This is a genomic window from Methylocystis heyeri (assembly GCF_004802635.2).
Lineage (GTDB): Bacteria > Pseudomonadota > Alphaproteobacteria > Rhizobiales > Beijerinckiaceae > Methylocystis > Methylocystis heyeri.
This window is the reverse complement of the sequence record NZ_CP046052.1, coordinates 2494183-2521159: the sequence shown is the minus strand read 5'-3', so window position 1 is coordinate 2521159 and position 26977 is coordinate 2494183. Positions and strand designations below refer to the sequence as shown.

The following is a 26977-nucleotide window of genomic DNA, read 5'->3' as shown; positions in this document are numbered from 1 at the left end:
GAGCTGATGAACGTTCTGCTTATCGGATCGGGCGGGCGGGAGCACGCCATCGCCAACGCCCTGGTCAAGAGCCCGCGGCTGAAGCGGCTTTTCGTCTCTCCCGGCAATCCGGGCATGGCCCCGCTGGGCGAGCTTGTTGAAATAGAGGTCGCCAATCACCGCGCCGTCGCGGATTACTGCCGCCGCAACGGCGTCGGCCTCGTCGTTGTCGGACCCGAGCAGCCCCTGATCGCCGGGCTGGTCGACGATCTCGCCGCCGAAAACATTCTCGCCTTCGGGCCGACGAAATCCGCCGCCCGCCTCGAGGGCTCCAAGGGCTTCACCAAGGACATCTGCCGCGCCTATGGGATTCCCACCGCCGCTTACGGGCGCTTCGACAACGCCGCGGACGCGCTGAACTATGTGCGCGCGCAGGGCGCGCCGATCGTGGTCAAGGCGGATGGGCTTGCGGCCGGCAAGGGCGTCGTCGTGGCGCAGAGCCTGGAAGAGGCCGAAAAGGCCGTGGCGGCGATGTTCGCGGGCGCCTTCGGCCGCTCGGGCGCCGAGGTCGTGGTCGAAGAGTTCCTGCAAGGCGAGGAAGCGTCGTTCTTCGCCCTGTGCGACGGGGAGAACGCGGTCGCCTTCTCCAGCGCGCAGGATCACAAGCGGGTGGGCGACGGCGACGTCGGGCCCAACACCGGCGGCATGGGCGCCTATTCCCCGGCCTCGATCGTGACGCCGCAAATCGAGGCCCTGGTTCAGGAAAAAATCATTCTGCCGACCTTGCGCGCCATGCGTGAGCTCGGCGCGCCCTACAGGGGCGTGCTCTACGCCGGTCTGATGCTCACCGCCGAAGGGCCCAAGCTGATCGAATACAACAACCGTTTCGGCGATCCCGAGGCGCAGGTCATCCTGCCGAGGCTCGAAGACGATCTGCTCGAGCTCATGATTGCGGCGGCGACCGGTTCTCTCGCCGGGCGCGCGCCGCGTTTCTCCCCGCGCCGCGCCTTGACCGTCGTGCTCGCGGCCAAAAACTATCCCTCGACCCCGATCACCGGCACGGAGATTCGCGGCCTGGAGCGCGCCGAGGCGATGGAGGATGTCGTCGTCACCCATGCCGGCACCCGGGTCGTTGCGGGAAAATTGCAGGCCGCGGGCGGGCGCGTTCTCAACGTCACGGCGCTGGCGGGAACAGTGGCCGAGGCGCAGGCCAGGGCCTATCGCGCGGTCGACGCGATCGACTGGCCGGGAGGTTTTTGTCGCCGCGACATCGGCTGGCGCGAGGTCGCGCGGGAGGGGAAATAAGTGTTTTCACTGCGAGGCGGACGCCGGCTTGCGTGAAGGGCTTCCTCGGGCGTCATTGGAAAATTCGAGATGCTGGCGTAATTTTCCCTTCGGGAAATGGAGAAGGATTTCGCCTTTCCCACCCCCTCCGGGTTAGCAGGAGATGGAAAGGATCAATTTCCATCTCCGCCGCTGGAGTTCGATTTTGAGCGTTATGCTCATCTTTGGACACTACTTCGTCAGGCGAAATTGCCCGACAGGAAGACGATAGCTGAACCAGATCGCTGTCGTCGAAAAGCGCTTTCTAAGTCCGCGCAAAGCCCCTCGATGGGGACATCGCCGCGAAGCGGCTGGATGGAATAATGTGAGCTGCTTTATCAGCTCACATCAGATAAAGCCGGTTCGGCAATTCATCCTTTCCGCCGGGAGGAATATGGCGGGAGAGCAGCCGGGCCGATTCCTCTATCGCGGCGACGAAGCCGTCCGCGATGCGGCCTTCGCGGGTTTCCGCAAGCAGCAGATCGAGCGCGCCGCGCCATTCCTCCTGGCCGATTTTTTCGGCGACGCCGATGTCCGGGACGATGCGCGCATAACGCTCGGCGAGAGAAACGAAGATCAGCACGCCGCTGCGGTTGTCGACGCCGCTGACGCCGCGGGTGAAAAACTGCTCCACGGCGGCGCGATGGGCGCGCGCCCGCATGATGCGGCGCGGGGTGAGCGCAATGCGCAGCGCGGGCAGGGAGAACAGCGCCGCCGAGATTATGAAGACCGCGATTTGCGTCGCGAAGATGAGCCTTACCGGCAGGTGGCTGAAGGCGATGAGGGGCCAGGGCGCCGCGAGCGCGACGAAAGCCGCCCAGAGCGCCGGGACATAGGCGTAATCCGAGGAGCGCCGCGCCAGCACGCAGACGATTTCGGCCGCGGTTTTCCGTTCGGCTTCCCGGATGGCCTGGGCGACGCGCCTTGCGTCTTCCTCGCTGATCCGCATTCACCAGTCTCCTGAAGCGCCGCCGCCGCCGGAGGAGCCGCCCCCGCCCGAAAAGCCTCCGTCTCCGCCGAAGGAGGACGATCCTCCACCCCAGCCGCTTCCTCCGGATGGCGGCAGGATCACGAAGGGGCCTCCGCCTCCGCCCCGGCCGCGGGCGTTGCGTGACATGTATATGATGATGAAAACGAACAGCAGGAAAAACAGCAGCGGCAGGAGAGCGTCCTGCTCGTCGGACGCGCTATGCGAGGCTGCGCGCCGCGTCCATTCGCTGGTGTCGGTGGAAAGGACCTCGATGATGGCGTCGACGCCTCTCTCGACGCCGCCGTCGAAGTCGCCGGCCTTGAAGCGCGGGGCGACCGCGGCCCTGATGATCACGCTGGAGACCGCGTCGGTCAGCACGCCCTCGAGACCATAGCCGACCTCGATCCGCATCTTTCTGTCGTTCGGGGCGACGAGAAAAAGCACGCCGTTGTTCTTCTTGGCGAGGCCGAGCTTCCAGGCGCGAAACAGCCCGTTGGCGTATGCCTCGATATCCGATCCCTGCAGCGAGCGCACGGTCGCCACGACCAGCTGAATGCTGGATTTGTCTTCGAGATTCTTGAGTTTGTCTTCCAGCGCGGTCTTGACCGGCTGCGAAAGTATGCCCGCCTGATCGGTGACGCGCCCTTCCAGCGCCGGAAAATCGATAGCGGCCCAGGCGCCGCCGAGGAAAAATGTGAGGATGAGCGCGAGAGCGACGGCCGCTCGCCTTGCTGCAAGCGCCGCGACCCCCGGCAGCTTCGCGGCTTCGGCGTCCGGAGCGATCGGGCGAAAGGCGCGATTCGCCATCGCTCGAACGATTATGTTCGAGCGGAAAGCGGCAGCCCCGTCATGGCCCGGGCCGGTCCCGGCCCAGGGCGATTCCCCGTCTATGCCCCACCCGTCGCGCTGCGCGCTCCGCCCTCCCCGCAAGGGGGAGGGATGGGGAGCCCCACGTTCCATGGTACTTCTTCCCTTCATCCATTTCCCTGCTTCAGGCCCCTCGTTTCAGCTTTCGCGGGGGTTGCGCCCGGCCGCGCAACGCTCGCAGAGCCCGGCGATCTCGACGACGCGGGTGCGCGGGGAAAAGCCGGCCGATTTCGCCACCGCGGCGAGTTCGAGGGAGAGTTCCGAGGAGGTCGCCTCCTTGACCTCTCCGCATGCCTCGCAGATCAGGAACACGACCGCCTCCTCGGCGTCGTGGGAATGCCCGCAGACGACAAAAGCGTTCTGCGAAGCGAGTCGATGGGCGAGGCCGTTGTCGAGCAGATAGCCGAGCGCGCGGTAGACCGAGATCGGCGCCGGCCGCTTGCCCCTGGCGTCGACCATCAGCTCGATCATTTCATAGGCTCCGACCGGGCGGTTGGCCTTGATCAAAATGTCGAGAGCCTGCTGGCGGGCGGGAGTCAGCCTGCGCGGGGCGGGCGGATGGCCGTGGGATTTCGACTCTGGGTTCATGGGCTGAAGACTACCGCGCTTTGCGCGTCCGACCTACCCCTTCTCGGGCGGCGGCGCTTCCGCAGCCGCAGAATTCGCCGAGATTCAGAACGGAACCCCCACGCCTATGCCGCCGCCGAGCTCCCTGGCGTTGGAGCGCGGCGACGGATTGGCGTGAGGATCGACGCTGTAAAGCGGCTGCGGATCGGAGCCGCCGGCGCCCGCCTTGGGCGTTATCGACATGTCCTGCGCATGTTTGGGGTCGGATTTGACTGCCGCGCCCGATTGGGCGGAAGGCACGGGAAGGGCGTCGGGATCGTTCTCTCCGAAGCAGACGGGATCGTCCTTCCATCCGGCCCTGGCGCAGGGCAAGGCGGCGGGGGCCGCAGGCTTTTTCGCTTTGGCTCTGATCGCCGCGCGGTCGGCTTTCTCCAGGGCCTCGGCGCCGCAACAGGAGAAAGCGCAGGCGAGACCCACGACGAGAACGGCTCCGGCCAGCGCGCCGCTTCGCACTCGCGCAAAACTTGCGCCCGCAACCGCGGCGCGCTTTGAGAGTTTACACATAAGCGCCTTCTGTGCTTGAGCTAAGTTCTGAGGCATGTGGCGGGAAGGCTGGCTGGAAATAATAGATGGGAGGTCCCCTCAAAATCCTGGTGATGGGCCGCTCCGAGCGGCGCAGAAACGAAATCGCGGACACGCTCGCCGCGTCCCTGGGGGCGGTGCGCTTCGCCGAGACTGAAATAAAGGCGAATATTGTCCGGAATTTGGATGATTCGCGTCTGGACGCCATCGAACGCGCCCGCAGGATCGGCTGGCTGTGCGATCAGGTGACGAAGGCGGGTCATCCGGTGGTTGCGGACGGGCTTTTCGACACTCCCGAGGAACGGGACGCTTTTGGAGAGGCCTGCGCCGTCTGGACGGATGAAGACGGCGTTCCCGTCATTCGCGGATCTTGCGAAGGAAACGCGCGCGCCGGGGTGCTGCGGGAGCGCCTCGAAGAGATATTGCGGCGCATTCAGCCCGCCGGCTGAAGTCCCTCTCACGGCGGACCGCCGTCACCCTCGCAACATGCGCCGTCCGCAGGGTTTTGATATAGCCGGAGCAGAACGACAAATGGTCAAGAGGGAGCGATAATCATGCGCGGTCTGGTTGGTCTTGCGATGCTGGCGACATTATCCGCAGCGGCGCCGGCTTTCGCCACAGGAACCGAGGAACAGCGCGCCGCCTGCACCGACGACGCCTATCGCTGGTGCAACGATTATATCCCCGACGCCTATGCGGTCGAGCGCTGCCTGCGGGCGCATATCGGGGGGCTGAGCCCGGCCTGCCGCAAGGAACTCGGCGGCGGACGCAGGCCGAAGCGCGGGTGATAGAGCGGCGAAGTCATTCGCCCCGCGCGCGGCCCAGAGTTCCGCCCGTATAGATTCCGTCCCATGTGAACCCGGAACTCTCGGCTTGGCCCGGCGCCGCCTTGTCGTCGCGGGGCTTGATGTCCGGGACGGCGGGCTTCGTCCCGGCGCTCTCCCGCAAGGGATCGCGCGGCTTGCTCGCCGCCCTATTTGCTTGTTCCGCCAGACAGTTTCCGGCAAGGAAAAGGGCGAGCGCCGCCGCCGCCGGTCCGAGCCAATCGGTCCGACCCTTTCGGAAAAAACGGCGCCGGCGTTTTCCTGGCATAATTCTGGTTCTTTCGGCTTTGCGGGCGGCTCGCGCGCTGGAATGCGCTTCGGCGAATAATGCGCCCGGGGGCGAATGAATGGAAGTCGCGGCGGCGTCCCGCCGATCTTACAAGGGGGAGGCGGGTTTTTGACAGGGCTATCGCATTTGACCGAGGACGGATCTGGCGAAGGCGTCGGACCATCCGGAGCGCTTGCGCTTCCGTCGGATGGAGATTTCCGGCCTTGCTCGCTTGAGGACGTTGAGGGCGAGCTTTCGGATGGTCGCGAGATTTTCGGCGCCGTGATCCTTGCGGTTGCGGGCCCTGTCCTCGTCGAAGGTCACGTCCAGCACCCAGTGGACGCCGTTCTCGATGCTCCAGTGGGCGCGAACCGCCTTGGCGAAGGCTTCGGCGGACAGCTTTGCGGAAGAAAGATAGTAGCGGCAGGACCGCGTGATCCTGCCGTCGCGCTCGACCTCTGTCTCGATCCGCCCGATGGTCGAAAGCTGCGGCATCGCCGGGCGATCCTTGTCGCCCTTTGGAAACAGCCAGCCGACATCGTGAACGACCGCGTGGCGACGCGTCTCCACCCGGCCATGATCGGCGTCCGTCGTCTCGAATGTCCCGGCGATGCAAGCTTCGGGGTCGGCCAGAAACGTCTCCACATCTTTCAGTGTCGCCGGGCGGTTGGCCTTCAGGGCGAACAGCCAGTCGCCGCCGCGGTCGAGCACCTTCTGCGCCGTCGGAGCGTTGCAGTGGATGGCGTCGGCGGTCACCAGCGCGCCGGTCAGGTCGAGCAGATCGATGAGCGCCCGGGCCGCAGTGATCTCGTTGCCGCCGTCCTCCACCGCCTTCTGGCCGATGACCAGCTTCGCATCGGCGGCGAAGGCCGTCACCACATGCAGCGCCGAGGCGCCTTTGGCCTTGTCGAAGGAGCGGCGCAGCGTCTTGCCGTCGATGGCGACGACGCCCGCGCCATCCTCGCCCAGCGCCTCCAGAAAGCGCCCGAAACAGGCCGCCAGCGCCTCCGGGTCGATCTGCCGGAACAGACGCGAAAACGTGTCGTGGCTCGGCAAGCCGTTCTCGAGGCTCAGGACTTCACGAAACAGCTCTTCCCGGTCCTCGGCAAAGTCGGCAAATTCGACGCAGCCCTCGCAGCCGCAGATCGACGCCGTCAGCGCGATCATCAGAATATCCAGCAACTCGTGCCGCGTGGCGTTGCCGCTGCGCGGATCGGGAACATCCCGCAAGATCGTGATCAACAGGCTCATCGGCTCCTCGCGAATCGGAACCAATGACAGAATCCATTCAACAGCCCGGCGCTACCTCATTTCGTCAAATGCGATTCCCCTGGGGTTTTTGAGCGGCGTCGCTTATGTGAACGGGGATTTCGTTCCCCTGTCGGAAGCAAAGGTCTCGGTTCTCGACCGCGGATTTCTGTTCGGAGACGGGATCTACGAAGTCGCGGCCGTGCTCGGAGGCAGGCTGATAGACAATGAAGCCCATCTCGCGAGGCTGGAACGCTCGTTGAAGGAAGCGGCTCTCGCGACTCCCGTCCCCTTCGCCGAAATTCCGAAGCTCCAGCGGGAGCTGATCGCACGCAACGCGCTCGCGGAGGGGCTGGTCTATCTGCAGGTGACCCGCGGCGCGGCGCCCCGCGATTTCGCCTTCCCCAAAGACGCTGCGCCGACGCTGGTGATGTTCGTGCAGGAAAAGAACCTTCTCTGCTCCCCCGCCGCCGAGGCGGGCGTCGCCGTGAAAACCGTGCCCGATCTGCGATGGGCGCGCCGCGACATCAAGAGCGTCTCCCTGCTGGCGCAGGTTTTCGCCAAGCAGGAGGCCGCAGCCGGCGGCTGCCAGGAAGCCTGGATGACCGATCCCGCCGGCATGGTGACCGAAGGCGCTTCGTCCTCGGCTTTCATCGTGACCAAAGCGGATAAAATCGTGACCCGCCCCAACTCCCGCGAGATCCTGCCGGGCTGCACGCGCAAGGCCGTGGCGGCCCTCGCCGAACGCTGCAGTCTCGAGGTCGAGGAGCGGGCCTTTTCGGTGGCCGAGGCGTTGGCGGCCGAGGAAGCTTTCATCACCAGCGCAACGGCTTTCGTGCTTCCGGTCGTCTCGATCGACGGCGTGAAGATCGGGGCGGGCGTTCCGGGCGAAAGGACGAGGCGCCTGCGCGAGATCTATATCGAATTCGCGCTGGCGACGGCGGAGTGAGCGAGTTTGCGCGATTAGGCAATAGGCACTTTCCCGCAGGAGGGCCACCACAGAGCGGTGGGGCAGGGTGGCGCACACCTAATTTTTGCCGCCCAATCGCGTTTCAGGGGCCGGCCTCCTCGCGAATTCAAAATTCGGTTTGACAAAGCCGTTGCTAAAAATATCTTTTTGATTCCTCGGCACAGTTCAACGAGACATTTTAATGAGTGAACAAACCAGCGCGCAGAAGTCAGAGGCAAGCTCGAAATACGAAAGTCGAGAGGAAAATGGTAATGGCAAGGTGCTCAAAAGAGCAATAATTCTTATTTTGGCGATCATAAACGCAGCCATATCTGGTTATATCACTTGGCCAAAATCTCATGAGGGAGCGTTTATTCAATTTCTTGCGGTGTCACTTGGAGCTCTTGCTGCAGCCGACTTGTCAATAGTGATTTCCTTTATAATCGCGCTAATTTGCGTCTTCGTCGCCGTCGTAGTTTATTTCAAATTTCCTGTCAGTGCACCTCCTCCAATTACCGGATGGCTCCAGCCAGGTAATGAGCCCACTCCAGAGAACGCCTGTAGCATAGCTCAGTCACGCCTAGGCGAAGGCAGCTTGTTACTTATGGGAGGCGAGGCATTTTTGAATATCGCGTCGCCCTCCGCACAAAGGAGCCAAGTTGCCGTCCAGATGGGAGAATGCCGACTTCTGACTGTAAACGTCACTCCCAATGGAGTCGCAATCGACGCGGTCTTATATGATGAAAACGGCAAATATATTGGGGATATAAGAAAGAATAAAGTTACGCTAGATGGAAGTAGGGACCTAATAATAGAAAGAAGCGCGGACCTAACGACGCTGGTCGTGCACGACAGAAATGACCGTGAGATTTTAAGAGTGAAGTACATAAACGCGAGAGCGATAACGGCCCGCGGTATATTCTCATGTCCTAAATCTATGACGCGATCAATTACAATAACAGACAAATACATAGATGTAATAAAGGGAATGTCAGGAAATTGTTCGGTGAACGCCCTGGTCGGGATTTCCTTTCCCTAATTAGGGCCCAGACTCATAACCAATAGCTGACAGTGGCAGCGAGGCAAACGGCGGCGAGGAAATTGACGGCGTTTCTGTCGTAGGGCGTCGCCACGCGTCTAAAATCCTTCAAACGGCAGAACATGCGCTCGATGGCGTTGCGGTTTCGATAGAGGAGCGGCTGTCAGCCAGAATTGTTCGCGAATCATCGGCGCTTCCTTTCGGAAGCCCTGAATCACAACCCGCTCTTTACGCCAAGCACTTTATGGGTCTGGACCCTAATGGCGGCAATATTGTCTCGCTCGGTATCCACGGATACCAAACGGCGACGGGCATCGGTTGGTCGAATACGGCCATTGGTATCGGGATGGATGTCGACTCGACGACCCGTTCAGGGGCGAATATCTGGCTGAACGCCAACGGCTATGTCGGCATCGGGACGGCGTCGCCAACCTCGTTGCTGCATCTGTCGTCAGGAATCGGTATACCGATTATTCAGTTGGATGCTGGCTCTGGGGAGGTTGCTCAAATCGGTCGAGCCAGTGCGTTTTTATACCCTGGGGGTAACACTGATTTGGGTATCAACGCACCTGCTGGGCAGCGTTTAATGCTTGGCGTTGCAGGCACGCCAGATTTGACCATCTTAAATGGCGGCAATATCGGGATAGGCACTACGTCGCCCGGCTCGTCGCTGCAAGTGAATGGCGGCGCGGCTATCGGCTATTCGACCAACACCGCCGCGCCTTCCAACGGCATGCTGGTGAGCGGGCAAATCGGCGTCGGCAAAGCTTCCCCCGCCGCCGACGTGAAGGCCGACATCAACGGCGCGGCCAAGGTCGCGGGCACCGGCTCCGAAACCTGTGCGAGCGCCACCGCCATCGGCAAATTCCGATACAACGCCTCCAAAGGCTATTTCGAAATCTGCTCTCCTTAGCGCGGGGCGGCTTTTTTTAGCTCCCTTGAAATCTGCTCAAGTAGGCCCAATCTACTGTGATGGTATAGCTTGGCTGCATGTGATCCCCCGATTTCTGAGGAACCTATGAGACCCTACAAATATAGATTCATGCTTTGGCAGCTGATTGCCGCGTGCGACACCGGGAAATATGACACTTTGACTCTGGAAGAAGTGAAACAGCATGCGAACGCGGGAACCATTGGGTCTTTTATGGTGGCGACGTTCGGTCAAGATTGTGATTTCAGCATCTTTGAACCCAGCGATTGGACGAATATCGGCGAGACATGGGCCCGCATTGCAAATGCAATTGACCCAAGCCGAAAATTTGGCGTCGATAGAAAGGGCGTTTGCTTGTTGATGGCCTACGCTCTTGAGAGCTTGCAAATGCTCGAATCTGAAACCGCAAACAGCTAACCTAGGCCACCCTGCATGGGGTGGCTTTTGGCGCGTTTAACAGAAAGGGCCTTATGCGACTTTTTGATCTGGCATAAAGGGGGCTTAGGGAGGCTTCCTATCGCTCTTACTTCAAACTTGACAGCCGGGTGTGTGCGAGATTGAAATCGGCGCTTAATACGATGGGAGGGCTAACTGATGACCGATTTGCCGAAGGAATTAAAGGAGCAATTGAAGTCCGTTGCGCGCACCCCGGATGGTCTAAAGGTCGTTTTTAGGTATGGATTTCGTATCGTTGAACTCAAGAATGAAAAAGTGATAGAGCCGGCTGCAAGAGAAGATTTAGTAAGAGTCTTGCAAACAGATCACGGATTTTCCAAAGAAAAAGCGGAAAAGACAGCCGGAGACTGCGGGTATACCTCCGCGCATTGCGAGTCGTATGGTTGCACCGGGCATTGCGGTGGCCCATACAACAGTGGTGGAAGCTACTGGTATTGCACATGCATATACCGAGAATCGGCTCCGCCTGAGGCTGTGTAACAAAGTGGCATGCCCAGAAGCGGAGCCTTTTCGAAAAATGAGACGTGTCCCCGCTGTTTGCTCTGCAATGCCGCCTAGTTTGCGGCTTAAGCTGCGCTATCCACAATAGCTTACACGTTTCATATCATGGAAGACTGGGATCATGTATTTGATTGCGTCATAATTAGCGCCGGTGAGGAGAATTTTTCCAGAATCATATTTGTAAGGGCCAACGGGCCTGCAATGTATAGGCAGGTCTGGGAAACTTATCGAAAACAATTTGACCTGATAGTCATAAAAACCAACTTCCACTGGAGTGCTAGAGGGGACATCGTGTCCGTTTTCGACTCGTTGCACCCTGCACGCCATGTCAAACATAAGCTCGAAATAGACATCGACTCTATCTCCTGTCTTCTCTTCAGTTAACCTTCCCCAAATGTCTGAAGCAGTGGCTACTATTCTACCGTTTCCATCTGACCAAGTCGTGTCGTCTCCTACGGTCGACAACACTTGCGACCGTGAGCTGGAAACCAACTCGCAGCGAGTTGGTGATTCTGTTTTCACGCAGACAAAGGTCTGGCTTTCCATTTCTGCACCCTCAAACAGAGATTGAGGTCGCCTTTGCAAATTCGTAGCTGAATCCATTTCAGTGCCTTTGGCAAGAGGCGTCTATTACCTGCTTTACCCCCGACGAAAGGCCGAAGCCGCGCGAACGTGAGCAGGATGGGCGAGAGTGTTGATGAATTATGCTATAGTGAATTTCCAGATACCATTTTTACTTCCAAGACATGCTTGCGCAAATTCATAGTTCCTCATCTGGTTTCTATCTACATATTTATCTACAATTTTATCTCTACAAGCTTCCTCAGGTGATTGACGCCAATTTCCATAAAATCTATTTTGTCCGTCCTTCCGTAAAAGATCATAGTCGACGTAGAGGTAATGTGTTGCCTCAGTGGCACCTTCAACAATATGACCGGCTGTGATGGAGTCGAGGTCAAAAATTGACATGTCCGGGTCCCATTTCCATTGCAAAAGTAACATTTCTCAACCCCCATTTGATCAAAAAGTGGGGATGAGCGTCGTGGTTCACATTTCGCTAGCTCCATTGTGCGCATATTGACCCTAGGTCGAGGGCGAAGGGTACGATAGCCGCCATGTTTGCCAGTGCAAGTGTTAAGGCTTGCTCCGACCGCAAAGAGGAGGAATTGGGCGCTCCCGGCAGAGCGGCGCCAACCTTCGACCAGTTTCGCCTCCTAATCCCGCCAGCCGAGCGAGCGCTGCACGGCTTTCTCCCATGAGGCGATGAGGCGCGCGCTTTCCGCCCGCGCCATTTGCGGCGTCCATCGCCGCTCGGCTCCCCCGTGCAGGGCGATGTCCTCCAGAGAACGCCAGAAACCGACCGCGAGTCCCGCGGCGACGGCCGCGCCGAGAGCGGTGGTTTCGATCATGGCCGGCCGCGTCACCGGCCGCTCCAGAATGTCGGCCTGGAACTGCATGAGCAATTCATTGTCGGTCATGCCGCCGTCGACCCGCAGCTCGGCGACGGCGACCCCCGCATCGCCTTCCATCGCCGCGAGAACCTCGCGGGTCTGATAGGCCGTCGCCTCCAGCGCCGCGCGCGCAATATGGCCCTTGTTGCTGTGCCGGGTGAGCCCCGCGACGATGCCCCGGGCGTCTCCGCGCCACCTCGGCGCGTAAAGCCCCGAAAAGGCGGGGACGAAATAGACATCGCCATTGTCCTCGACCGAGCGCGCGAGCGCCTCGATTTCGTGGCTTTCCCGGATCAGCCCCAGATTGTCGCGCAGCCATTGCACCAGGGCGCCGGCGATGGCGACCGATCCTTCCAGAGCATAGACCGGCGCGGCGCCGCCGAGCTTGTAGCCCAGTGTCGTGATCAGCCCGTTGCTGGAGACGCGGGGTTCCGTTCCCGTGTTCATCAGCATGAAACAGCCGGTGCCGTAGGTGTTCTTGGCGTCGCCGGGCCGCAGGCGGGCCTGACCCAGCAAGGCGCCGTGCTGGTCGCCGAGCGCGCCGGCGATCGGAACGCCCGCGAGAATCGAAGCGCTGTGCGCCGCGCAATGGCCGTAGACTTCGCTCGAAGAACGGATCTCGGGCAGGCAGGCCCGCGGTATGCCGAAGAGGTCCAGAATCTCCTCGTCCCACTGGAGGGTGGCGAGATTCATCATCTGCGTGCGCGAGGCGTTGGTGGCGTCGGTGACGTGCAGGCCGCTTTTCGCCCCGCCGGTGAGATTCCAGATCAGCCAGGAGTCGATGGTCCCGAACAGAACCTCGCCGTCCTGCGCTCTTTCTCGCGCGCCCGGCGTTTGCTCCAGCAGCCAGGCGAGCTTGAGCGCGGAAAAATATGTCGCGAGCGGCAAGCCGGTCTTCGCGCGCAGGCAATCGGCTCCTCTCTCGCGCGCGAGTGCCGCGACCGCCTGTTCCGTGCGCGTATCCATCCAGACGAGGGCGTTGTGGAGAGGGAGGCCGGAAGCCTTGTCCCATATCAGGCAGGTTTCGCGCTGATTGGCGATCCCGACCGCGGCGAGATCGCCGGGGCGGAGACCGGATTTTTCAAGCGAGCCGGCGACGCAATCGAGCGCATTGCGCCAGATTTCCGCCGCGTCGTGCTCCACCCAGCCGGGTTTTGGGTAAATCTGGGCGTGCTCGCGCCGCTCGAGAGCGACAATGGCGCCGGTCTCGTCGAAGATGATGAATCTGGTGCTCGTCGTGCCCTGGTCGATCGCGCCGATATATCTGCTCGCCACTTGGTCTCGTCCCTGAAAGAAGCCGGCGCGCCTCACGCCGAAAGGCGCATTCTGGCCGAGAATATTGACAGGCGCTTATAGCGGCTGAGAGTTGCGCCGCGCCAAATGCCGCAGCCGGTCGGCTGTTTCCTGCGGTCCGCCGACGCCGATGAAAAAGGAAGCGCCCTCGCCGGGCGAGGATCTGATCGACATGGACCAGCCGTGGCGATCGACGATCGACTTGCAGATGGCGAGGCCGATCCCCGTGCCCGGATATTGGGTTTGCGAATGGAGGCGGCGGAAGGGCTCGAAGATGGTGCGCGCGTATTTTTCGTCGAAACCTATGCCGTTGTCCGAGATTTCGAGCACAAATCCGTCGCCGTCGACAGGCGTCGACCTGATGACGATGCGCGGGGGGACATCGGGCTTGCGATATTTGATCGCGTTGGAAAGGATGTTTTGCACCAGCCGCGCGAATTGCGAGCGGTCCGCCCTGAATGTGAGATGCGGGACGTCGAGGACCAGCTGGGCGCCGGCATCCTCGATCGACTGGGACAGATCGCCGAGCGCCGCCTCGATCTCCTCGCGCAGATCGAGCTGCTTCAGCACCTGGGTGTCGTTGATGGTGCGCGAATAGGTCAGGAGATCGTCCACCAGATTGCGCGCCCGCAACGCCGATTTCCTGATGATCTCGGTCGCCTGCTTCGCCTCGCCGAGTTCCGATGCGGCCATCGCCTGCTCCAGAAGATCGGAGAAGGCGGCGATCTTGCGCAGCGGCTCCTGGAGATCATGTGAGGCGACATAGGCGAATTGCGCGAGGCGCGTATTCGCGCGCTCCAGCTCCGAGGCGCGCAGCGCGAGCGCCGCTTCCGCCTGCCTGCGCGCTGAGATATCGAGCACGGTGGCGAGTATCAGAAGACCGTCCTCGGTCGGTATCGGAGCCAGTCCAATCTCCACCGAAAACTCGCTGCCGTCGCGCCGGACCGCCTTCAGGTCGCGGCCCGCGCCCATCAAGCGTTTCTCGGGCTGATCGAGATAGGATCTCCGCAAATCGGCGTGATCCGCGCGGAGCGTCGGGGGAACGAGCATATCGACGCATTGGCCGATCAGCTCCTGCACGGAAAAGCCGAACATGTGCTCGGTCTCGGAATTTACATATTCGATGATTCCGTCCCGGTTGGTCACGATCATCGCGGCCGGAGCCGCTTCCACGGCGAGGCGGAAGATATCGTAGCCTATGCTGTGCAGACCCATCGCGCCCCCTTGCCGCAAATGACGAGCGTCCTATTTCTGTTTGGCGCGTCGTTTTTCGGGCCTGTGCAATCAGGGACGCGCTCTTCTCCTCACCCTGATGATAGCGCTCCGATGTCTGTGGTCGACGCCCCCAAGAGAACCTTCCGCATTCTTATCATCGAAGATGATCCGGACGACATCTTCCTGTTCAAGCGCGCGCTCAACGACGTGCGGCGCATATTGAAGCAGGACATCAAGGCGGAGGTGGTGGAGAACGGCCTCGAAGGGCTGTTTCTGGTCTCGCTCGAAGACCTGACCGACCGGCTGCCCGACGCCATCGTGCTCGATCTGAACATGCCGCGGCTCGACGGCATCAAATTCCTGCGCTCCCTGCGGAGCTCGCTGCTGCTCAAGGACCTGCCCGTTTTCGTGCTCACGACGACCAGCGCAACCTCGATTCACGAGGAAGCGCTCCTCGCCGGCGCCGACAGGGTCTTCGTCAAGCCCAACGACAGCGAGGCGCTGGTGGTGGTCGCCCTGGAGATCGTGGGCGCGGCGATGGATCGCCGGCGCGGCGTCAACGGGAACGAAACGGCGTGACGCAGCAGGGCGGGCGTTCCGCGGACGACCTCGTCTCGACGGATATTCCCGCCCGCCTCGACGCCTTGCCCTGGCGAAGATTCCACACCCTGGTCGTCGTCGCTCTCGGCGTGACCTGGGTGCTCGACGGGCTCGAAGTGACCCTGACGGGCGCCGTCGCCGGAGTTCTTCAGGACTCTTCGACATTGGCCCTCAGCGCGGGGGAGATCGGCTTCGCCAGCAGCGCCTATCTCGCGGGCGCGGTCTGCGGCGCGCTCGCCTTCGGCTGGCTGACCGACCGGCTCGGGCGCAGGAAGCTCTTCTTCGTGACGCTCGCGATCTATCTTTCGGCCTCCGCGGCCACCGCAGCCTCCTGGAGTTCGGCGAGCTTTGCGGCCTTCCGTTTCCTTGTCGGAACCGGCGTCGGAGGGGAATACGCCGCGATCAATTCCGCAATCCAGGAACTCGTCCCGGCCCGGGCGCGGGGCCGCGTCGATCTTCTCGTCAACGGCAGCTTCTGGCTGGGCGCGGCGCTCGGCGCGGCGGGTTCTCTCGTGCTTCTCGATCCCGCCGTGATTGCTCCGTCGCTGGGCTGGCGCCTGTGTTTCCTGATCGGCGCCGCCCTCGGCCTCGCGGTGTTCTTCATGCGCATGTGGATTCCCGAAAGCCCGCGCTGGCTCATGACGCATGGACGGCTCGGCGAAGCGGAGGAGATCGTCGCTTCCGTCGAACAAGGCGTGGCGCCGCCTCGCACGAAGAGCAGGTTTCGGATCGCTAAAGGAGGCGCGCTGGCGCGCGTCGGCTTCAAGGACGTCGCGCGCGTGCTCTTCCGCTCCTATCCTCGCAGAACGATCCTCGGGCTGTGCCTCATGGCGTCGCAGGCGATGCTCTACAACGCCGTCTATTTCACCTATGCGCTGTCGCTCACCGATTTCTACGACGTTCAGCCCCAGCTGGTCGGCCGGCATCTCTTAGGCTTGGCGGCGGGAAATTTTCTCGGGCCGGCGACGCTCGGCGGCCTGTTCGACAGTTTGGGGCGCAAGTTCATGATCTGCGCCACCTATGCCGTCTCGGCGATCCTGCTTCTCTTGTTCGGCTTTTTGTTCGAGCGGCATGCGATATCGGCGAACGAGCTGACCGCCGGCTGGATGGCCATGTTCTTTTTCGCCTCCGCCGCCGCGAGTTCGGCCTATCTCACCGTGAGCGAGATATTTCCGCTCGAGATCCGCGCGCTCGCCATCGCTTTCTTTTATGCGGTCGGGACCGCCGTTGGAGGCGTTCTCAGCCCCTGGGTCTTTGGGACGCTGATCGGAACCGGATCGAGAACCAGTCTTTTCGTCGGCTACGCCATATGCGCCGCGCTCATGATGGGCGCCGCCGTGATCGAGCGTCTGTGGGGCGTCGCAGCGGAGCGCAAGCCGCTCGAAGAAGTCTGCCCGCCGCTTTCCTTCGCGAGGGAGGATCGAGGCTCCAGACTGTGATCTCGCTCGCCGCAACGGTTCCGCCGCGCCGCTTACGCCGCCATCGGAATGGGAGGGGCGTCGAGCGCGCGAAGGAAGCTCGCCATCCAGTTGCAGGCGTCGTGCTCCCTGATCTTCGCGAGCAGGGCGGCGTGCCGCTGCTTCCTTTCTTCGAGCGGCATGATGACCGCCTTGTGGATCGCCTGCGCCACCTCGTCCACGTCGTAAGGGTTGACGATCAGCGCCTCCTGGAGATCCTCGGCGGCCCCGGCGAAGCGCGACAATATCAGCACGCCGGGGTTCTCCGGATCCTGGGCCGCGATATATTCCTTGGCCACCAGATTCATCCCGTCGCGCAAGGGGGTGACGAGACCGATCTGGCTTCCGCGGTACAGCGCGGCCAGCGTATCGCGCGGCACGCTGCGATGGACATAGCGCACCGGCGTCCAGTCGAAATCGCCGAACTGTCCGTTGATTTCCCCGGAGAGCGCCTCCAGCTCATGACGTATGTCGCAATAGGCCTTCACTTCCTCGCGAGTCGGCGGCGCGATCTGCATGAGCGTCGCGGCCTTGCAGTTTTCGGGATGCAGCTCGAGAAACCGTTTGAAGGAGCGGAACCGGTCGGGCAGGCCTTTGGTGTAGTCCAACCGGTCGACGCCGATGATGTTGAGGCGAGGCTCGCCGCAGCGATGCAGCCAGCGAATGCGCTTCTGGGCCTCGGCGGAGCTCGCCATCTCGGCGAAGGCGTCGACATTGATGCCCACCGGGAAGGCCGAAACGGTGACGATGCGTCCGCCGGCGCGAAGCGTGTCGTCGGAGATCATTTCGCCGCCGGCGTGCTCGCAGACAAAGCGGCAGAAATTGCTCTGGTCCATTTTGGTCTGGAAGCCGATGACGTCATATTGCAGGAAGGAGTCGACCAGCCATTCGTGCTCCGGAACCGCCATCAGGACGTCCGGCGGCGGAAAGGGGATGTGGAGAAAAAAACCCAGGCGATTGCGGACGCCGCGCGACCTCAGCCCCGCGGCGAGCGCGATGAGATGATAGTCGTGAGCCCAAACGACGTCCGTTTTGGTGAGGATCGGCGCCAGCTCCTCGGCGAAGCGTTCGTTGACCCGGCGATAGGCTTCGGTGTTTTCCTGCGTGAAGCGGGCGAGATCAAGCCTGTAATGGTGGACCGGCCACAACGCCGCGTTGCAATAGCCGAGATAATATTCGGCGTAGTCCCGCTCGGTCAGCGGCATGGTGACGACGGTCACGTTGTCTCGGCGCGTGCAGGAAACCCCGATCCCGGATTCGTCGGCTACGATGTCCCCGCTCCAGCCGAACCAGACGCCCCCGCGTTCGAGCAGGCCGTCGAGTATGCATACCGCAAGTCCTCCCGCCGCCTGCCGCTCAGGCTCGGCGACGCGGTTGGACACAATCACCAGGCGTCTCATATCGCTTTCTCCCAGAAGCGCGACAGCCTCATCGCACAATTTATGATCCCCACCATGGAATAGGTCTGCGGATAATTGCCCCAGGCTTCTCCCGTCTCCACCATGATGTCTTCCGACATCATGCCCAGCCGATTGCGGCAAGAAAGCAGTTGCTCGAAGTAATCCCGCGCCTCCTCCTTGCGCCCCATTCTCGCCAGGGCGTCGACGCGCCAGAAGGAACAGGTGTTGAAGGCGGTCTGCGGAACGCCGAAATCGTCGGGGGCCTCGTAACGGAAGAGGTGCGGGCCGTGCGCGAGCGTGCGCTCGATCTGCGCGAAGGTCGAGACCATTCTCGGGTCGTCCGCATCGAGGAACCCGACCTCGCTCATCAACAGCAGGCCGGCGTCGAGGTGCTCGCCTTCGAAGGATTCCACAAACGAACCGCGCCGTTCCGACCACGCCCGCTCCACGACCGCCCTCTTCACGCGCTCCGCCTTCTCTCTCCAGTCGCGTGACCGCTCCGGCTCGCCGATGTGTTCGGCGATCAACGAAAGACGATCCAGCGCCGCCCAGCACATGACCGCCGACGTTGTATGAACGCATGCGCGCGAGCGTAGTTCCCACATGCCGGCATCCGGCTTGTCGTAAACGGCGAAAGCCTTGTGCCCCATGGTTTCCAACTGCAGGAAATCCATCCGCGTGGGCGGGGAAATGAGACGCCGATCGAGAAAGGCCTGCGCCACTCCCAGCACCACATTGCCGTAGCCGTCGTGCTGGATGTGCTCATAGGCCTGATTGCCGATCCGCACGGGGCCCATGCCCCGGTATCCCGGGAGCTGGGGGACGATCTCCTCGGGAAGCGCCGCCTCCAGCCCCACGCCATAGACCGGCTGCACATGATTTTCCTTGGCGGATGCGACCACGTTCATCAGCCAGCTGAAGTAGTTTTCCATCTTGCGCACCGCCGCGAGGCGATTCAGCGCGCGCACGACGAAATAGGCGTCCCTGACCCAGCAATAGCGGTAGTCCCAGTTTCTCTGGGAGCCGGGGGCTTCCGGGATGCTGGTGGTCAGGGCGGCGACGATGGCCCCGGTCGGTTCATAGGTGCAAAGCTTCAAGGTGATCGCCGCGCGTATGACCGCGTCCTGCCATTCGAAGGGAATCGCCAGACGGTGCGTCCAATGGCGCCAGTAGGACCGCGTGCGCTCCTCGAACATCTGGGCCATTTGCGAGACGCCTTCGCTGAGCGTTTCGTCGGCGCCGAGGATCAGGTCGATCGGGTGGTTCAGATTGAAGGTGGTCTCCTCGCGCACATAATCGACCGGCGCGTTGGTGGTCAGGCGCAAGGTCAAATTCGGTCCCACGTAGCGGATGTGATGGGAGCCGAAGGTGATCCCGGGAGTCGTGGCGCCGTAATCGAAGCGTGGCCGCAGCTTTATGCGTATGCGCGGCGTCCCCGATATCGGGACCAGCCTGCGCACCAGCGTCGGCGGAAAGAAGGACCGGTCCCGCCACCAGAAGCGGGGCGCGAAATCGGTTATGCGCAGCGCGCCGTGCCTGCCGTGCAGCGTGGTCTGGAGAATAGCAGTGTTGGCGTCGTAGCTCTGCTCGCTCTGCACATAATCTTCGAGCTCGACGCAGTAGATCCCCGCGCCTTCGGCGGCGGGCGGCGCCCCCAGCAGACTGTGGAACACCGGATCGCCGTCGAGGCGCGGCATGCAGGCCCAGACGACCTCCGCCTCGCGGTTGATCAGCGCGGCGAAGGAGCAGTTTCCGACTACGCCGAGTTCAAGATCGCTCATCTGCGCTCATCCCGTTGACATGCTTTACTTGGACCGAAAGCCAGTTGCGGAAATGGCTGACGTTCGCCGCTCGGTGATGCGCCAGAGTTTCTCCGCCGCCGATTTTTATGGAGACGCCTCCGCGGGCGTTGATGACGCGAAAGCCGGCTTCGTCCGTGGTGTCGTCGCCGGCGAACAGCGGCTTGCGTCCCCGGAAAGGGCGTTCCGACAGGAAAGCCTCGATAGCCTTGCCCTTGCCGCCGCCCTTGAGGAGGATCTCGAAGACCATCTTGCCGTGCATGACATGCAGGTCCATTCTTTCCCCGATCACGGCGCGCACGGCGCGGTAGCAGTCGCGTTCGAGATCGGGACGCTGGCGGAAATGCACCGCGGCCGCGCCCGGCTTCCGCTCGACCACGATGCCGTTTTCTTCTCCGATCGTTTGTTCGAGAGCGCTGACGATCCGCCCTAAATCCGGCGTCTCCCTCGCATGCAGGACGCCGGCCGCGTCTCTCCGCTGCAATCCGTGAACCCCGGCGGCCGGAAGCTTCAGCGGGCGCAGGATCCGGTCGATGCATTGAATCTCGCGCCCCGAAATCATCGCGAGCGCATTATCTGTCCTGTCCCGCAGGACGGCGAGCAGGTCCACCGTGGAGCGCGTCATGCGGACCCGATCGGGCCGATCGGCGATTTCGACCAGCGTGCCGTCCAGGTCCAGAAAGACTGCGAAATCGGAGATTTCTATGTTGGGCAGCAAAGCTCTGGCCTCTTCGCGTTTGGCGCTGTTCCTTTTGACGGAACATTCGAGCGACAGATCAGGGAGCTGAGCGGATCCTCTCGCCTTTCGACCAATGCGTTTTGGAGCGAGCAGGGCCCGCCAAGCGCTTGAAGCGCATTCGAACTCTCCGGCGCTCGCGCGCTGTTCGCGCAACCGCCCGACGAGCCCGAAGCGGGCGAGACTTCCCGGCGGGGCTTGGACTAAGTTTGGACGCGGCCGCCCCGGGACGAAAGCGCCTATTCCGCAAAACCAGACATGCTTTTGCGACGAGGATGCGCTCCAACCATATGATCTGGAGCGATTTCCCACCGACCGGACTCCATCCGGCCGGAAAACGCTCTAGTGGATGTAAAATCGAGCGCGGCAATTTCAACCCGCGACTTCGGCTCGACCCTATCGAGCGGTTCTGGAAAAGGGTTCTGTAAAAATCAGACTGAGACCTGGCGGCAAGGACTTTGCGCGACGCCTGTTTGGACGAGGTTCGGCTTTCAGTGCGAATTCTTGGCGGGCGACGTCGAACCGCTCTGCGGCGTGTCGCGTTCCAATTCCTCGCGCGGGATCAGCAGCGCCATCTGAACCAGTTCTGCAAGGCTCTGGGCTTGCATTTTCGCCATTACGGCGGCGCGATGCACCTCGACCGTCCGCTTGCTTATGCCCATTTCATCCGCGATGACCTTATTGGGCTGGCCCTTCAAGAGTCCCGACAGAACCTCGCTCTCGCGCTTCGTCAAGGTTGCTCGCTTCGCCAATATCTCCTGAGTCTTCGCGAGATGAGCAAGTTCGTCCTTGCCGCGCTTGAGCGCCTGATGGATCGACGCGAGCAGGGCCTCGTCGTTGAAAGGCTTCTCGAGAATGTCGACCGCCCCCATCTTCATCACCTGAACCGCCAGCGGGACGTCCGCGTGAGCGGTGAGGAGAATGACCGGAAGCGAGGCGCGCTGTTCTCTGAGCTCCTTCAAAAGATCGAGGCCGGTCATGCCCGGCATGCGGACGTCCGTTATGACGCAATCGCAGATGTCGTTCTGGATGGCGTCCAGAAAGTCTCTCGCGGATTCGTGCGAGCGGACGCTGTAGCCCTCGATCTTGAGCAGCAGCGAGAGAGAGTCGCAGACAGCGCGATCGTCGTCGACGATATGTATGGTTGCGGGTTCGGCCATGGCGCAGTTAAAATTCCATTCTCAAAGCGCCGCTCACGTTGTGGAGTTGCAACATAAGCCGCAGTCTATCCGAAAGTGTTTGTCTTGCCATCATAGTTTTTGCGAAAAAAGATCTTCGCATCGGGTCCGAGTCTCGAATGCTTTGAGGAAATCGCTGCGGCGGGGCCGTTCTCCCGCCCCGCCATCGTGATCGTTTGAAACGCTTTAGCCGCTGATCGCGCCGTCGCAAGATTTGAAATGCTTTCCGACGAGATCGCGTCTCGCTCGAACGCTTCCGTTCGAGCGATAAGCGCGCTGGAGCCGAGCCTATCCTTCCACGCGTTCTTTTTTCTGCGCAGGCGCAGACTTCGTCGCGACGAGGCCTGTCGCCAGCGGGGACGGCTGTTCGCGGCTCGGCTCGGCGAATTCGGTCTTGACCGGCTTGAACGCTTCCTTGGCGAACTCAGAGCAGAGGGCGCTCAGCTTGGTCGCCTCCGCGACGAAGTTTTCATAGGAGATCTTGGCGTAGTCGGACTGAAGCTCGATGACTTCGTTGAGACCCTTGGCGTTCAGCAATCTTCCGCCGTGCGCATAGGCGCTCTCGTAATGCTTCTTCGAGTAGGCTGTCGCTTCGTCCGATATCGCTTGAAGTCGCTTCGCGGTGGAGGCCGCCGCCTCCGAGACCGCGTCGAATTGGTTCATTCCCAGATTCCGGATATCGTGGAAGTCGATAAACATTAGACGTCCTTCTGCTGCTTCGCGCTCGCGCTTCCCCGGGGTCGGGGCGGCTCGTTCATGATTGCGCTGCCTTTTCCGCATCGTCGCCGGACTTTTTTTCTTGTTTCGCTTTATGCCTCGACGAGGTGGGAGAGGAGCCGATAAGACAATGGAAGTTGCCTTGGATTCAATTTGGTATTGTTACGTAGCACGTCGGATGGCCTGCGCGTCGCCCATCGCGACGGTCATTTGCGGCCGCTTTCCGCGAGTTTGGCTGCGCGATTGACGCGCGCATGGAGGACGCGCGAAGCCTTGAAGGTCACGACGCGGCGCGCGGTCACTTTGGCGGCTACGCCGGTCTTGGGGTTGCGGCCGGGCCGCTCCTTTTTGGCGCGCACATGAAAAGAGCCGAAGGCTCTCAACTTGACGTCCTCGCCGGCAGCGATCGTGTCGACGATCTCCCTGAGAACCTGCTCGACGAAGGCGATCGATTTCGTCGTCGAAAGGCCCAATCGCGTTTGCACCGCCTCGGCCAGTCCGGCCCGCGTCACGCAGTGGGATTCATTGTGGTTGGAGTGATCCGCGCGAACTAACATTTTCGCTCCTTTTGAAAGCTCATTTGCCTTCGCCCGTCTGCGCAGAAGTAGATCTTGCGACCTGCGCGCAGTTTAAGCGCCAGTTCAAAGCCATCAGTCCCGATTGTTACTTGGCCGACCATAGAAAAGCAAAAATCGAAATAATATCAACCTCGTATATCTACGTACATGGAAACGGGAGCCGGCAGGGAGAGGCCGGCCCGGGGGCGTTTCCGCAACGCTTTTGGCCGCAGGAGCACGGTTTCTCGCGCGATCCTGCCCAAAGCGTTGTGTAAGTGGCGGCAGTGTCATTGACGACTTCCGGTCTGGGCCGGAATGTTCAGGATGCCAGGGCGGGCGGCTTGACGACGGGATCATCGCTCGACGCAACGAGTGATTCCAACGTCATGGAGCGGCTGCGCTGAACCGCCTATTCATCGATTTGCTCCAGCAGGATAGCGCCGACCAGGCCCTTGACGACGTCTTCCTTGGAGAAGATGCCGACGACCTCGGTGCGGCGCTTGACTTCGCCATTGGGGCGTTCGAGCCCGGTGGTCGAGTAGATTTTCGACCAGTGGTCCAGTTGCCGGACAACGCAAGATTTCCTGATCAATGACCGACTGGCGATCTTCTGGAGGAGTTGCCAAATTGAAAGATTGCCCCACACTCAACTTGTTTGCACGTTTCGCCTCCGCGTGGGTGCGGACATTGCAACTACATCAGAAGGTGTAATAGAAGGTGTAATGCCATGATTAAGCTTAAGATCATCGCGATTATGCTTGGCTCGTTCTTGCTCGGCGGATACGCGCACATCGCACAAGCGGCTCCGATAGCTCCCTTGCCGAGCGCGGTTTCCAAGGGCGATCCTTTCGTCCTGCAAGTAAAAAAGGAGCAGCGTAAGCAGCGTCAGGAAGGTCGTCAGGGAAATCGTTCTGAGCGACAGGGCGGGCGAGAAGAGCGCCGCGAAGACCGGCGCTAACGAGCGGCGTCTCTGAAAATCATGGGATGACGCGCCAGTGGTCCTCGTCAGGGGACTGCGCAGGAACGTGTCCCAGTGACGAAACCGACAGACTTCGTGAATCGAAGCATTATCGAGGGAGGGGCCAAATGGATGGCAACCTGCAATCGGAAGCGACGTCTCGACGCAAAGTATTGTCTCTGTTTGGGCTAGCCGCAATAATAGAGCTCGGTGCGGCCATTACAGGATCAGATGCTGAAGCTCAGACGGCCGGCATGAAACGGCGGCATGAGCGGCGCATGGGCCGGCATGCGAGACGCGAGGAGCGGCGCACTGGGCGGCACAAGAGACGCGAGGAACGGCGCACCTAATTGCTAATCGCTTTCCCATAAGCAAACCTGCTGGCATGCCAAAAGCCAAGGCCTTCCACGCGCCGTGCCCGTTCTTTCTTTATTGGGAAAGGGCAACGGCGCCGAATGGGCGGAAAATCGGCGTGCCAGCTTCACGGGGTATCGGCTCGAGGGCGTGTTTGTGAATTGCACGCTTACTAAAGTGATGTTGCTTTCAACGTCGGGCGTGAGGCGATGAGACAAATCTTCAACTTCCTGAAGACTACAGTGCTCGGAGGCGCTGTTTTCTTATTACCCTTTGCTGCGATCCTGCTCGTTGTTTTGAAGGCGGGAAAGATGGCCGTCGATACCGCGACGCCGTTCGCCGAAAAACTGCCCATTTCGAAGGGCGAGGCAGTTCTCGCTGTTTATATCGGCGGGACCTTGTTGCTTGTGTTGATTGCATTCGCCGCGGGGCTCTACGCCCGTTCATTTCCGGTTGAACGGAACGCGGTTTCACTCCTTGAAGACAAGTTCTTGAACAAGCTGCCTCCCTACATCGCCATTCGTAAATACACTGATCGCTTGGCGGGCTTACAGGCTCAAGCAAAAGAAGACAAAAAGCCTGTCCTAGGGCCCAGACTCATAACCAATAGCTGACAGTGGCAGCGAGGCAAACGGCGGCGAGGAAATTGACGGCGTTTCTGTCGTAGCGCGTCGCCACGCGTCTAAAATCCTTTAAACGGCAGAACATGCGCTCGATGGCGTTGCGGTTTCGATAGAGGAGCGGCGAAAAGCAGTTCTTCCATTTGCGGTTGGCCTTGGGCGGAATATTCGGCAGTGCGCCGCCGTCCTCGATCCTACGGCGGATGGCGTTGCTGTCGTATCCCTTGTCGCCGTGGAGGACTTCGCAAGGCGGAAGATGGGCAAGAAGTTCCGCGCCCGCTGTGCAATCGGCGACGTTTCCGGCTGTGAGCATGAAAGCTATGGGTCGACATTGCGCGTCGGTCAGCGCGTGGATTTTCGTTGTGCGTCCACCGCGCGAGCGGCCGATGGCCTGATTTTTCTCCCCCCTTTGCCGCCGCTGGCCGAGCGATGCGCTTTCACCGCCGAGGAGTCGATGAGAACTTCCGTCGGCGGCCCGCCGGCTTGAGCGAGTGCATGGAACAAGTCGACCCAGACGCCCTTGGCGGCCCAACGGACATAGCGATTATAAAGTGTCTTTTTGGGCCCGTATTCCGGCGGTGCGTCGACCCAGCGCCCGCCGGATTTGAGCACTTGGACGATGCCGCTGATGACCCTGCGGTCGTCGACCCGCGCCTTGCCGCGCGTGTCAGTGGGAAGATGTGGCGCAATCTTCGAAAACTGCGCATCTGTCAGCCAGAATTGTTCGGGAATCATCGGCGCTTCCTTTCGGAAGCCCTGAATCACAACCCGCTCTTTACGCCAAGCACTTTATGGGTCTGGACCCTAGTGACCCGGCACAACAGTTGGCAATTGGGGTTCCTCGCCGACACGTTCAGTGATGGCCATGTCGCTGTTTTTGTGCCCGGAGCGCCAGACCCTTCATCTGGAACGGTCCATATTTTTGACGCGACTCGAGTCACGCCGCTCGACATCTCTTACGACGAAGCGCTTGCGTGCCTTGAGCAATCTGGAAAGGGCCTTCCCATTCTCTTGGGACGAACGCCGTTTGAGAACAAGCATCAAAGCGCAGAGGCCTAAATGGAGCGCTAACAGGAGCCGAGATGCCTGCGCGAACTCGATAGCGTCGGGCAGGCCGCGCCCGATCAAAGCCAGTCGGTCGGGCCAATCCTGCCCGTCTCTCCGTGAGATTTTTCAGTGGTGATAATGCCGGCGATAGACGCGCCGGTTCACCCGGCGCCAATGACCATAGTAAGCTCCTTCGATTTTCGCTTCGTCCATGTCCCTTTCGGTAGCGACGCCCGGAACCGGCGAGCACTCTGGGTCGGGCGGATTCGTCGTTGCTGCTCGGGGAGCGCTTGGGCCGGTCTTGCGGCGGGAGGCTGAAAAGGCGCCGGCCGGCGAAAAATGCGCGCGCGAACTCGGACGGGTCGCTTTACCGGGCGACGCCCGGGCTTTGACGCGAGCGCCGCGGTCCGTCTATGTTCGTCGAGGCCAACCCCGGACCATGGACAGGTGACGATTTGCGCAGGGCGTCGCGATACGGATTGCTGTCGGTTGCGTTTCTCGGGACTCCGCTTCCCGGTCCCGTCGGCGCCCATGCGGAGCAAGCCTCAGCGCCGCCGCCGTTCTTCGCCGCCCAGGCCGCCAAGCCCGAGGAGCCGTCGCTCTGGAGCGGGCTTTATGTCGGCAGCGAGACGTTCGTCGTCTCAGGCAAGGGCGTGAAGGGCGGCCTCGGCGGGGGGGCGCTCATCGGCTACGATCGCGCCTTTCCCGATAATGTCGTCGTGGGTCTCCAGGCCCGCGCGGGATACGCGCCGGCGCTGTTCCCACAAACCTCTTTCCGCGGCCTCGACTACCTCTCCGCGAATATGCGCATCGGTTACGAAATCGGCAGATGGACGCCTTTCGTGACGACCGGCGTCGTGTTGGCGAAGCCGGACATGGCCGGGCGCGGCTATACGTCGGCCGGCGACTCCTTCAACGGCCTCTTCGACCAGTCCGCCGGCGTGAGGGGGGCCGGAACCATCGGCGCCGGCGTCGACTACGCCGTCACCGATCGGCTGAAGGTAGGCGTGGAGGTTTCGGCCGGGGGCGGGCGCGGCTACTGGCTTCCGTGAGACTTGTCGTTCCTTATCGGCTGCGTCGCTCGCCCGCGG

27 protein-coding genes and 2 pseudogenes are annotated in these 26977 nt (G+C 61.4%); 12 read left to right on the top strand and 17 right to left on the bottom strand.

All coding sequences use genetic code 11. The annotated features are described in order from the left end of the window. The first annotated feature begins 6 nt into the window (after nucleotides 1–6). Nucleotides 7–1284, top strand: coding sequence for a phosphoribosylamine--glycine ligase (purD, locus tag H2LOC_RS11560; RefSeq protein WP_136496533.1), 1278 nt, complete (start codon nucleotides 7–9; stop codon nucleotides 1282–1284). A gap of 361 nt (nucleotides 1285–1645) precedes the next feature. On the opposite strand, the gene H2LOC_RS11555 is transcribed toward purD, so the two are convergent. From H2LOC_RS11555 to H2LOC_RS11540, 4 genes are all read right to left on the bottom strand, one after another. Then, nucleotides 1646–2251: a TPM domain-containing protein gene (locus H2LOC_RS11555; protein WP_136496532.1), complete on the bottom strand. Its 606-nt coding sequence runs from the start codon at nucleotides 2249–2251 to the stop codon at nucleotides 1646–1648. Beyond that, nucleotides 2252–3079 (bottom strand): TPM domain-containing protein, encoded by an 828-nt coding sequence (locus H2LOC_RS11550; RefSeq protein WP_136497085.1) that lies wholly within the window; start codon nucleotides 3077–3079, stop codon nucleotides 2252–2254. 198 nt (nucleotides 3080–3277) lie between these two features. Further along, nucleotides 3278–3727, bottom strand: coding sequence for a Fur family transcriptional regulator (locus H2LOC_RS11545; RefSeq protein WP_136496531.1), 450 nt, complete (start codon nucleotides 3725–3727; stop codon nucleotides 3278–3280). 84 nt (nucleotides 3728–3811) lie between these two features. Continuing rightward, nucleotides 3812–4270: a hypothetical protein gene (locus H2LOC_RS11540; protein WP_136496530.1), complete on the bottom strand. Its 459-nt coding sequence runs from the start codon at nucleotides 4268–4270 to the stop codon at nucleotides 3812–3814. A gap of 65 nt (nucleotides 4271–4335) precedes the next feature. On the opposite strand from H2LOC_RS11540, the gene H2LOC_RS11535 reads away from it, so the two are divergent. Both H2LOC_RS11535 and H2LOC_RS11530 read left to right on the top strand, forming a co-directional pair. After that, nucleotides 4336–4737, top strand: coding sequence for a P-loop nucleotide/nucleoside kinase family protein (locus tag H2LOC_RS11535; protein ID WP_136496529.1), 402 nt, complete (start codon nucleotides 4336–4338; stop codon nucleotides 4735–4737). A 105-nt stretch (nucleotides 4738–4842) separates the two neighbouring features. Next, nucleotides 4843–5076: a hypothetical protein gene (locus tag H2LOC_RS11530; protein WP_136496528.1), complete on the top strand. Its 234-nt coding sequence runs from the start codon at nucleotides 4843–4845 to the stop codon at nucleotides 5074–5076. Nucleotides 5077–5518: 442 nt separating this feature from the next. On the opposite strand, the gene H2LOC_RS11525 is transcribed toward H2LOC_RS11530, so the two are convergent. Then, a complete protein-coding gene (locus H2LOC_RS11525; RefSeq protein WP_136494500.1) occupies nucleotides 5519–6631 on the bottom strand; it encodes an ISAs1 family transposase in 1113 nt (370 codons plus the stop codon). 88 nt (nucleotides 6632–6719) lie between these two features. On the opposite strand from H2LOC_RS11525, the gene H2LOC_RS11520 reads away from it, so the two are divergent. Continuing rightward, entirely contained in the window at nucleotides 6720–7577 is an 858-nt protein-coding gene (locus H2LOC_RS11520; RefSeq protein ID WP_136497084.1) for a D-amino-acid transaminase, read from the top strand. 202 nt (nucleotides 7578–7779) lie between these two features. Continuing rightward, on the top strand, nucleotides 7780–8616 hold the full coding sequence (locus H2LOC_RS11515; RefSeq protein WP_136496527.1) for a hypothetical protein: 837 nt from the start codon (nucleotides 7780–7782) through the stop codon (nucleotides 8614–8616). 13 nt (nucleotides 8617–8629) lie between these two features. Here the strand turns inward: H2LOC_RS11515 and H2LOC_RS11510 are convergent. Then, nucleotides 8630–8776: pseudogene (locus H2LOC_RS11510) on the bottom strand (IS5/IS1182 family transposase); the annotation flags it as partial. A gap of 84 nt (nucleotides 8777–8860) precedes the next feature. Here H2LOC_RS11510 and H2LOC_RS11505 point away from each other — a divergent pair. Next, nucleotides 8861–9529 (top strand): hypothetical protein, encoded by a 669-nt coding sequence (locus H2LOC_RS11505; protein WP_136496526.1) that lies wholly within the window; start codon nucleotides 8861–8863, stop codon nucleotides 9527–9529. A gap of 129 nt (nucleotides 9530–9658) precedes the next feature. Next, nucleotides 9659–9964, top strand: a complete 306-nt coding sequence (locus tag H2LOC_RS11500; protein ID WP_136496525.1) for a hypothetical protein — start codon at nucleotides 9659–9661, stop codon at nucleotides 9962–9964. Nucleotides 9965–11206: 1242 nt separating this feature from the next. Here the strand turns inward: H2LOC_RS11500 and H2LOC_RS11495 are convergent. From H2LOC_RS11495 to H2LOC_RS11485, 3 genes are all read right to left on the bottom strand, one after another. Continuing rightward, nucleotides 11207–11473, bottom strand: coding sequence for a hypothetical protein (locus tag H2LOC_RS11495; protein ID WP_136496524.1), 267 nt, complete (start codon nucleotides 11471–11473; stop codon nucleotides 11207–11209). Between the two features lie 245 nt (nucleotides 11474–11718). Further along, nucleotides 11719–13230, bottom strand: a complete 1512-nt coding sequence (gene glpK / locus H2LOC_RS11490) for a glycerol kinase GlpK (RefSeq protein ID WP_136496523.1) — start codon at nucleotides 13228–13230, stop codon at nucleotides 11719–11721. A gap of 75 nt (nucleotides 13231–13305) precedes the next feature. Beyond that, complete coding sequence (locus H2LOC_RS11485) at nucleotides 13306–14463, bottom strand: sensor histidine kinase (protein WP_136496522.1); 1158 nt, start codon at nucleotides 14461–14463, stop codon at nucleotides 13306–13308. A 111-nt stretch (nucleotides 14464–14574) separates the two neighbouring features. On the opposite strand from H2LOC_RS11485, the gene H2LOC_RS11480 reads away from it, so the two are divergent. Further along, on the top strand, nucleotides 14575–15042 hold the full coding sequence (locus H2LOC_RS11480; protein ID WP_136496521.1) for a response regulator: 468 nt from the start codon (nucleotides 14575–14577) through the stop codon (nucleotides 15040–15042). Next, nucleotides 15039–16502 (top strand): MFS transporter, encoded by a 1464-nt coding sequence (locus H2LOC_RS11475; RefSeq protein WP_136496520.1) that lies wholly within the window; start codon nucleotides 15039–15041, stop codon nucleotides 16500–16502. The genes H2LOC_RS11480 and H2LOC_RS11475 overlap by 4 nt, the downstream gene beginning before the upstream one ends. A 32-nt stretch (nucleotides 16503–16534) precedes the next feature. On the opposite strand, the gene H2LOC_RS11470 is transcribed toward H2LOC_RS11475, so the two are convergent. The 7 genes and pseudogenes from H2LOC_RS11470 to H2LOC_RS21780 form a co-directional block, all read right to left on the bottom strand. Continuing rightward, nucleotides 16535–17920 carry an alpha,alpha-trehalose-phosphate synthase (UDP-forming) gene (locus tag H2LOC_RS11470; RefSeq protein WP_136496519.1) on the bottom strand — a complete coding sequence of 462 codons (1386 nt, stop codon included), beginning with the start codon at nucleotides 17918–17920 and terminating at the stop codon, nucleotides 16535–16537. Then, nucleotides 17917–19701 carry a glycoside hydrolase family 15 protein gene (locus H2LOC_RS11465; protein WP_136496518.1) on the bottom strand — a complete coding sequence of 595 codons (1785 nt, stop codon included), beginning with the start codon at nucleotides 19699–19701 and terminating at the stop codon, nucleotides 17917–17919. Before H2LOC_RS11465 ends, H2LOC_RS11470 begins: the two co-directional genes overlap by 4 nt. Then, on the bottom strand, nucleotides 19688–20437 hold the full coding sequence (otsB, locus tag H2LOC_RS11460) for a trehalose-phosphatase (RefSeq protein WP_162009755.1): 750 nt from the start codon (nucleotides 20435–20437) through the stop codon (nucleotides 19688–19690). The genes H2LOC_RS11465 and otsB overlap by 14 nt, the downstream gene beginning before the upstream one ends. 509 nt (nucleotides 20438–20946) lie before the next feature. Then, nucleotides 20947–21615, bottom strand: coding sequence for a response regulator FixJ (gene fixJ / locus H2LOC_RS11455; RefSeq protein WP_136496516.1), 669 nt, complete (start codon nucleotides 21613–21615; stop codon nucleotides 20947–20949). 306 nt (nucleotides 21616–21921) lie between these two features. Further along, nucleotides 21922–22332: a phasin family protein gene (locus H2LOC_RS11450; RefSeq protein ID WP_136496515.1), complete on the bottom strand. Its 411-nt coding sequence runs from the start codon at nucleotides 22330–22332 to the stop codon at nucleotides 21922–21924. 224 nt (nucleotides 22333–22556) lie between these two features. After that, nucleotides 22557–22907, bottom strand: a complete 351-nt coding sequence (locus H2LOC_RS11445; RefSeq protein WP_136496514.1) for an integration host factor subunit alpha — start codon at nucleotides 22905–22907, stop codon at nucleotides 22557–22559. Nucleotides 22908–23226: 319 nt separating this feature from the next. Next, a pseudogene (locus H2LOC_RS21780) lies at nucleotides 23227–23463 on the bottom strand (transposase); the annotation flags it as partial. A gap of 171 nt (nucleotides 23464–23634) precedes the next feature. Between H2LOC_RS21780 and H2LOC_RS11435 the strand changes: the two are divergent. Together H2LOC_RS11435 and H2LOC_RS11430 are read left to right on the top strand one after the other, a co-directional pair. After that, nucleotides 23635–23865, top strand: coding sequence for a hypothetical protein (locus H2LOC_RS11435; RefSeq protein WP_154331634.1), 231 nt, complete (start codon nucleotides 23635–23637; stop codon nucleotides 23863–23865). Between the two features lie 563 nt (nucleotides 23866–24428). Further along, a complete protein-coding gene (locus H2LOC_RS11430) occupies nucleotides 24429–24833 on the top strand; it encodes a hypothetical protein (protein WP_136496511.1) in 405 nt (134 codons plus the stop codon). On the opposite strand, the gene H2LOC_RS11425 is transcribed toward H2LOC_RS11430, so the two are convergent. After that, a protein-coding gene (locus H2LOC_RS11425) for an IS5 family transposase (RefSeq protein ID WP_425487296.1) occupies nucleotides 24817–25574 on the bottom strand; the annotation gives its coding sequence in 2 pieces (ribosomal slippage) (nucleotides 24817–25229 and nucleotides 25229–25574; 759 coding nt in all). The genes H2LOC_RS11430 and H2LOC_RS11425 overlap by 17 nt on opposite strands. 791 nt (nucleotides 25575–26365) lie before the next feature. Between H2LOC_RS11425 and H2LOC_RS11420 the strand changes: the two genes are divergently transcribed. Further along, nucleotides 26366–26938: an outer membrane protein gene (locus H2LOC_RS11420; protein ID WP_136496509.1), complete on the top strand. Its 573-nt coding sequence runs from the start codon at nucleotides 26366–26368 to the stop codon at nucleotides 26936–26938. Nucleotides 26939–26977: the final 39 nt, after the last annotated feature.

Excerpts from the sequence above, each read along its gene's own strand:
- H2LOC_RS11535 (WP_136496529.1), top strand. The coding sequence starts at position 4,336 with ATGGGAGGTCCCCTCAAAATCCTGGTGATGGGCCGCTCCGAGCGGCGC.
- H2LOC_RS11500 (WP_136496525.1), top strand. The coding sequence starts at position 9,659 with ATGCTTTGGCAGCTGATTGCCGCGTGCGACACCGGGAAATATGACACT.
- H2LOC_RS11450 (WP_136496515.1), bottom strand. The coding sequence starts at position 22,332 with ATGTTTATCGACTTCCACGATATCCGGAATCTGGGAATGAACCAATTC.
- H2LOC_RS11505 (WP_136496526.1), top strand. The coding sequence starts at position 8,861 with ATGGGTCTGGACCCTAATGGCGGCAATATTGTCTCGCTCGGTATCCAC.
- H2LOC_RS11555 (WP_136496532.1), bottom strand. The coding sequence starts at position 2,251 with ATGCGGATCAGCGAGGAAGACGCAAGGCGCGTCGCCCAGGCCATCCGG.
- H2LOC_RS11545 (WP_136496531.1), bottom strand. The coding sequence starts at position 3,727 with ATGAACCCAGAGTCGAAATCCCACGGCCATCCGCCCGCCCCGCGCAGG.
- H2LOC_RS11470 (WP_136496519.1), bottom strand. The coding sequence starts at position 17,920 with ATGAGACGCCTGGTGATTGTGTCCAACCGCGTCGCCGAGCCTGAGCGG.
- H2LOC_RS11495 (WP_136496524.1), bottom strand. The coding sequence starts at position 11,473 with ATGTCAATTTTTGACCTCGACTCCATCACAGCCGGTCATATTGTTGAA.
- H2LOC_RS11530 (WP_136496528.1), top strand. The coding sequence starts at position 4,843 with ATGCGCGGTCTGGTTGGTCTTGCGATGCTGGCGACATTATCCGCAGCG.
- H2LOC_RS11465 (WP_136496518.1), bottom strand. The coding sequence starts at position 19,701 with ATGAGCGATCTTGAACTCGGCGTAGTCGGAAACTGCTCCTTCGCCGCG.
- fixJ (WP_136496516.1), bottom strand. The coding sequence starts at position 21,615 with ATGGCCGAACCCGCAACCATACATATCGTCGACGACGATCGCGCTGTC.
- H2LOC_RS11485 (WP_136496522.1), bottom strand. The coding sequence starts at position 14,463 with ATGGGTCTGCACAGCATAGGCTACGATATCTTCCGCCTCGCCGTGGAA.
- H2LOC_RS11480 (WP_136496521.1), top strand. The coding sequence starts at position 14,575 with ATGTCTGTGGTCGACGCCCCCAAGAGAACCTTCCGCATTCTTATCATC.
- purD (WP_136496533.1), top strand. The coding sequence starts at position 7 with ATGAACGTTCTGCTTATCGGATCGGGCGGGCGGGAGCACGCCATCGCC.
- H2LOC_RS11550 (WP_136497085.1), bottom strand. The coding sequence starts at position 3,079 with ATGGCGAATCGCGCCTTTCGCCCGATCGCTCCGGACGCCGAAGCCGCG.
- H2LOC_RS11515 (WP_136496527.1), top strand. The coding sequence starts at position 7,780 with ATGAGTGAACAAACCAGCGCGCAGAAGTCAGAGGCAAGCTCGAAATAC.
- H2LOC_RS11445 (WP_136496514.1), bottom strand. The coding sequence starts at position 22,907 with ATGTTAGTTCGCGCGGATCACTCCAACCACAATGAATCCCACTGCGTG.
- H2LOC_RS11540 (WP_136496530.1), bottom strand. The coding sequence starts at position 4,270 with ATGTGTAAACTCTCAAAGCGCGCCGCGGTTGCGGGCGCAAGTTTTGCG.
- H2LOC_RS11525 (WP_136494500.1), bottom strand. The coding sequence starts at position 6,631 with ATGAGCCTGTTGATCACGATCTTGCGGGATGTTCCCGATCCGCGCAGC.
- H2LOC_RS11430 (WP_136496511.1), top strand. The coding sequence starts at position 24,429 with ATGAGACAAATCTTCAACTTCCTGAAGACTACAGTGCTCGGAGGCGCT.
- H2LOC_RS11435 (WP_154331634.1), top strand. The coding sequence starts at position 23,635 with ATGATTAAGCTTAAGATCATCGCGATTATGCTTGGCTCGTTCTTGCTC.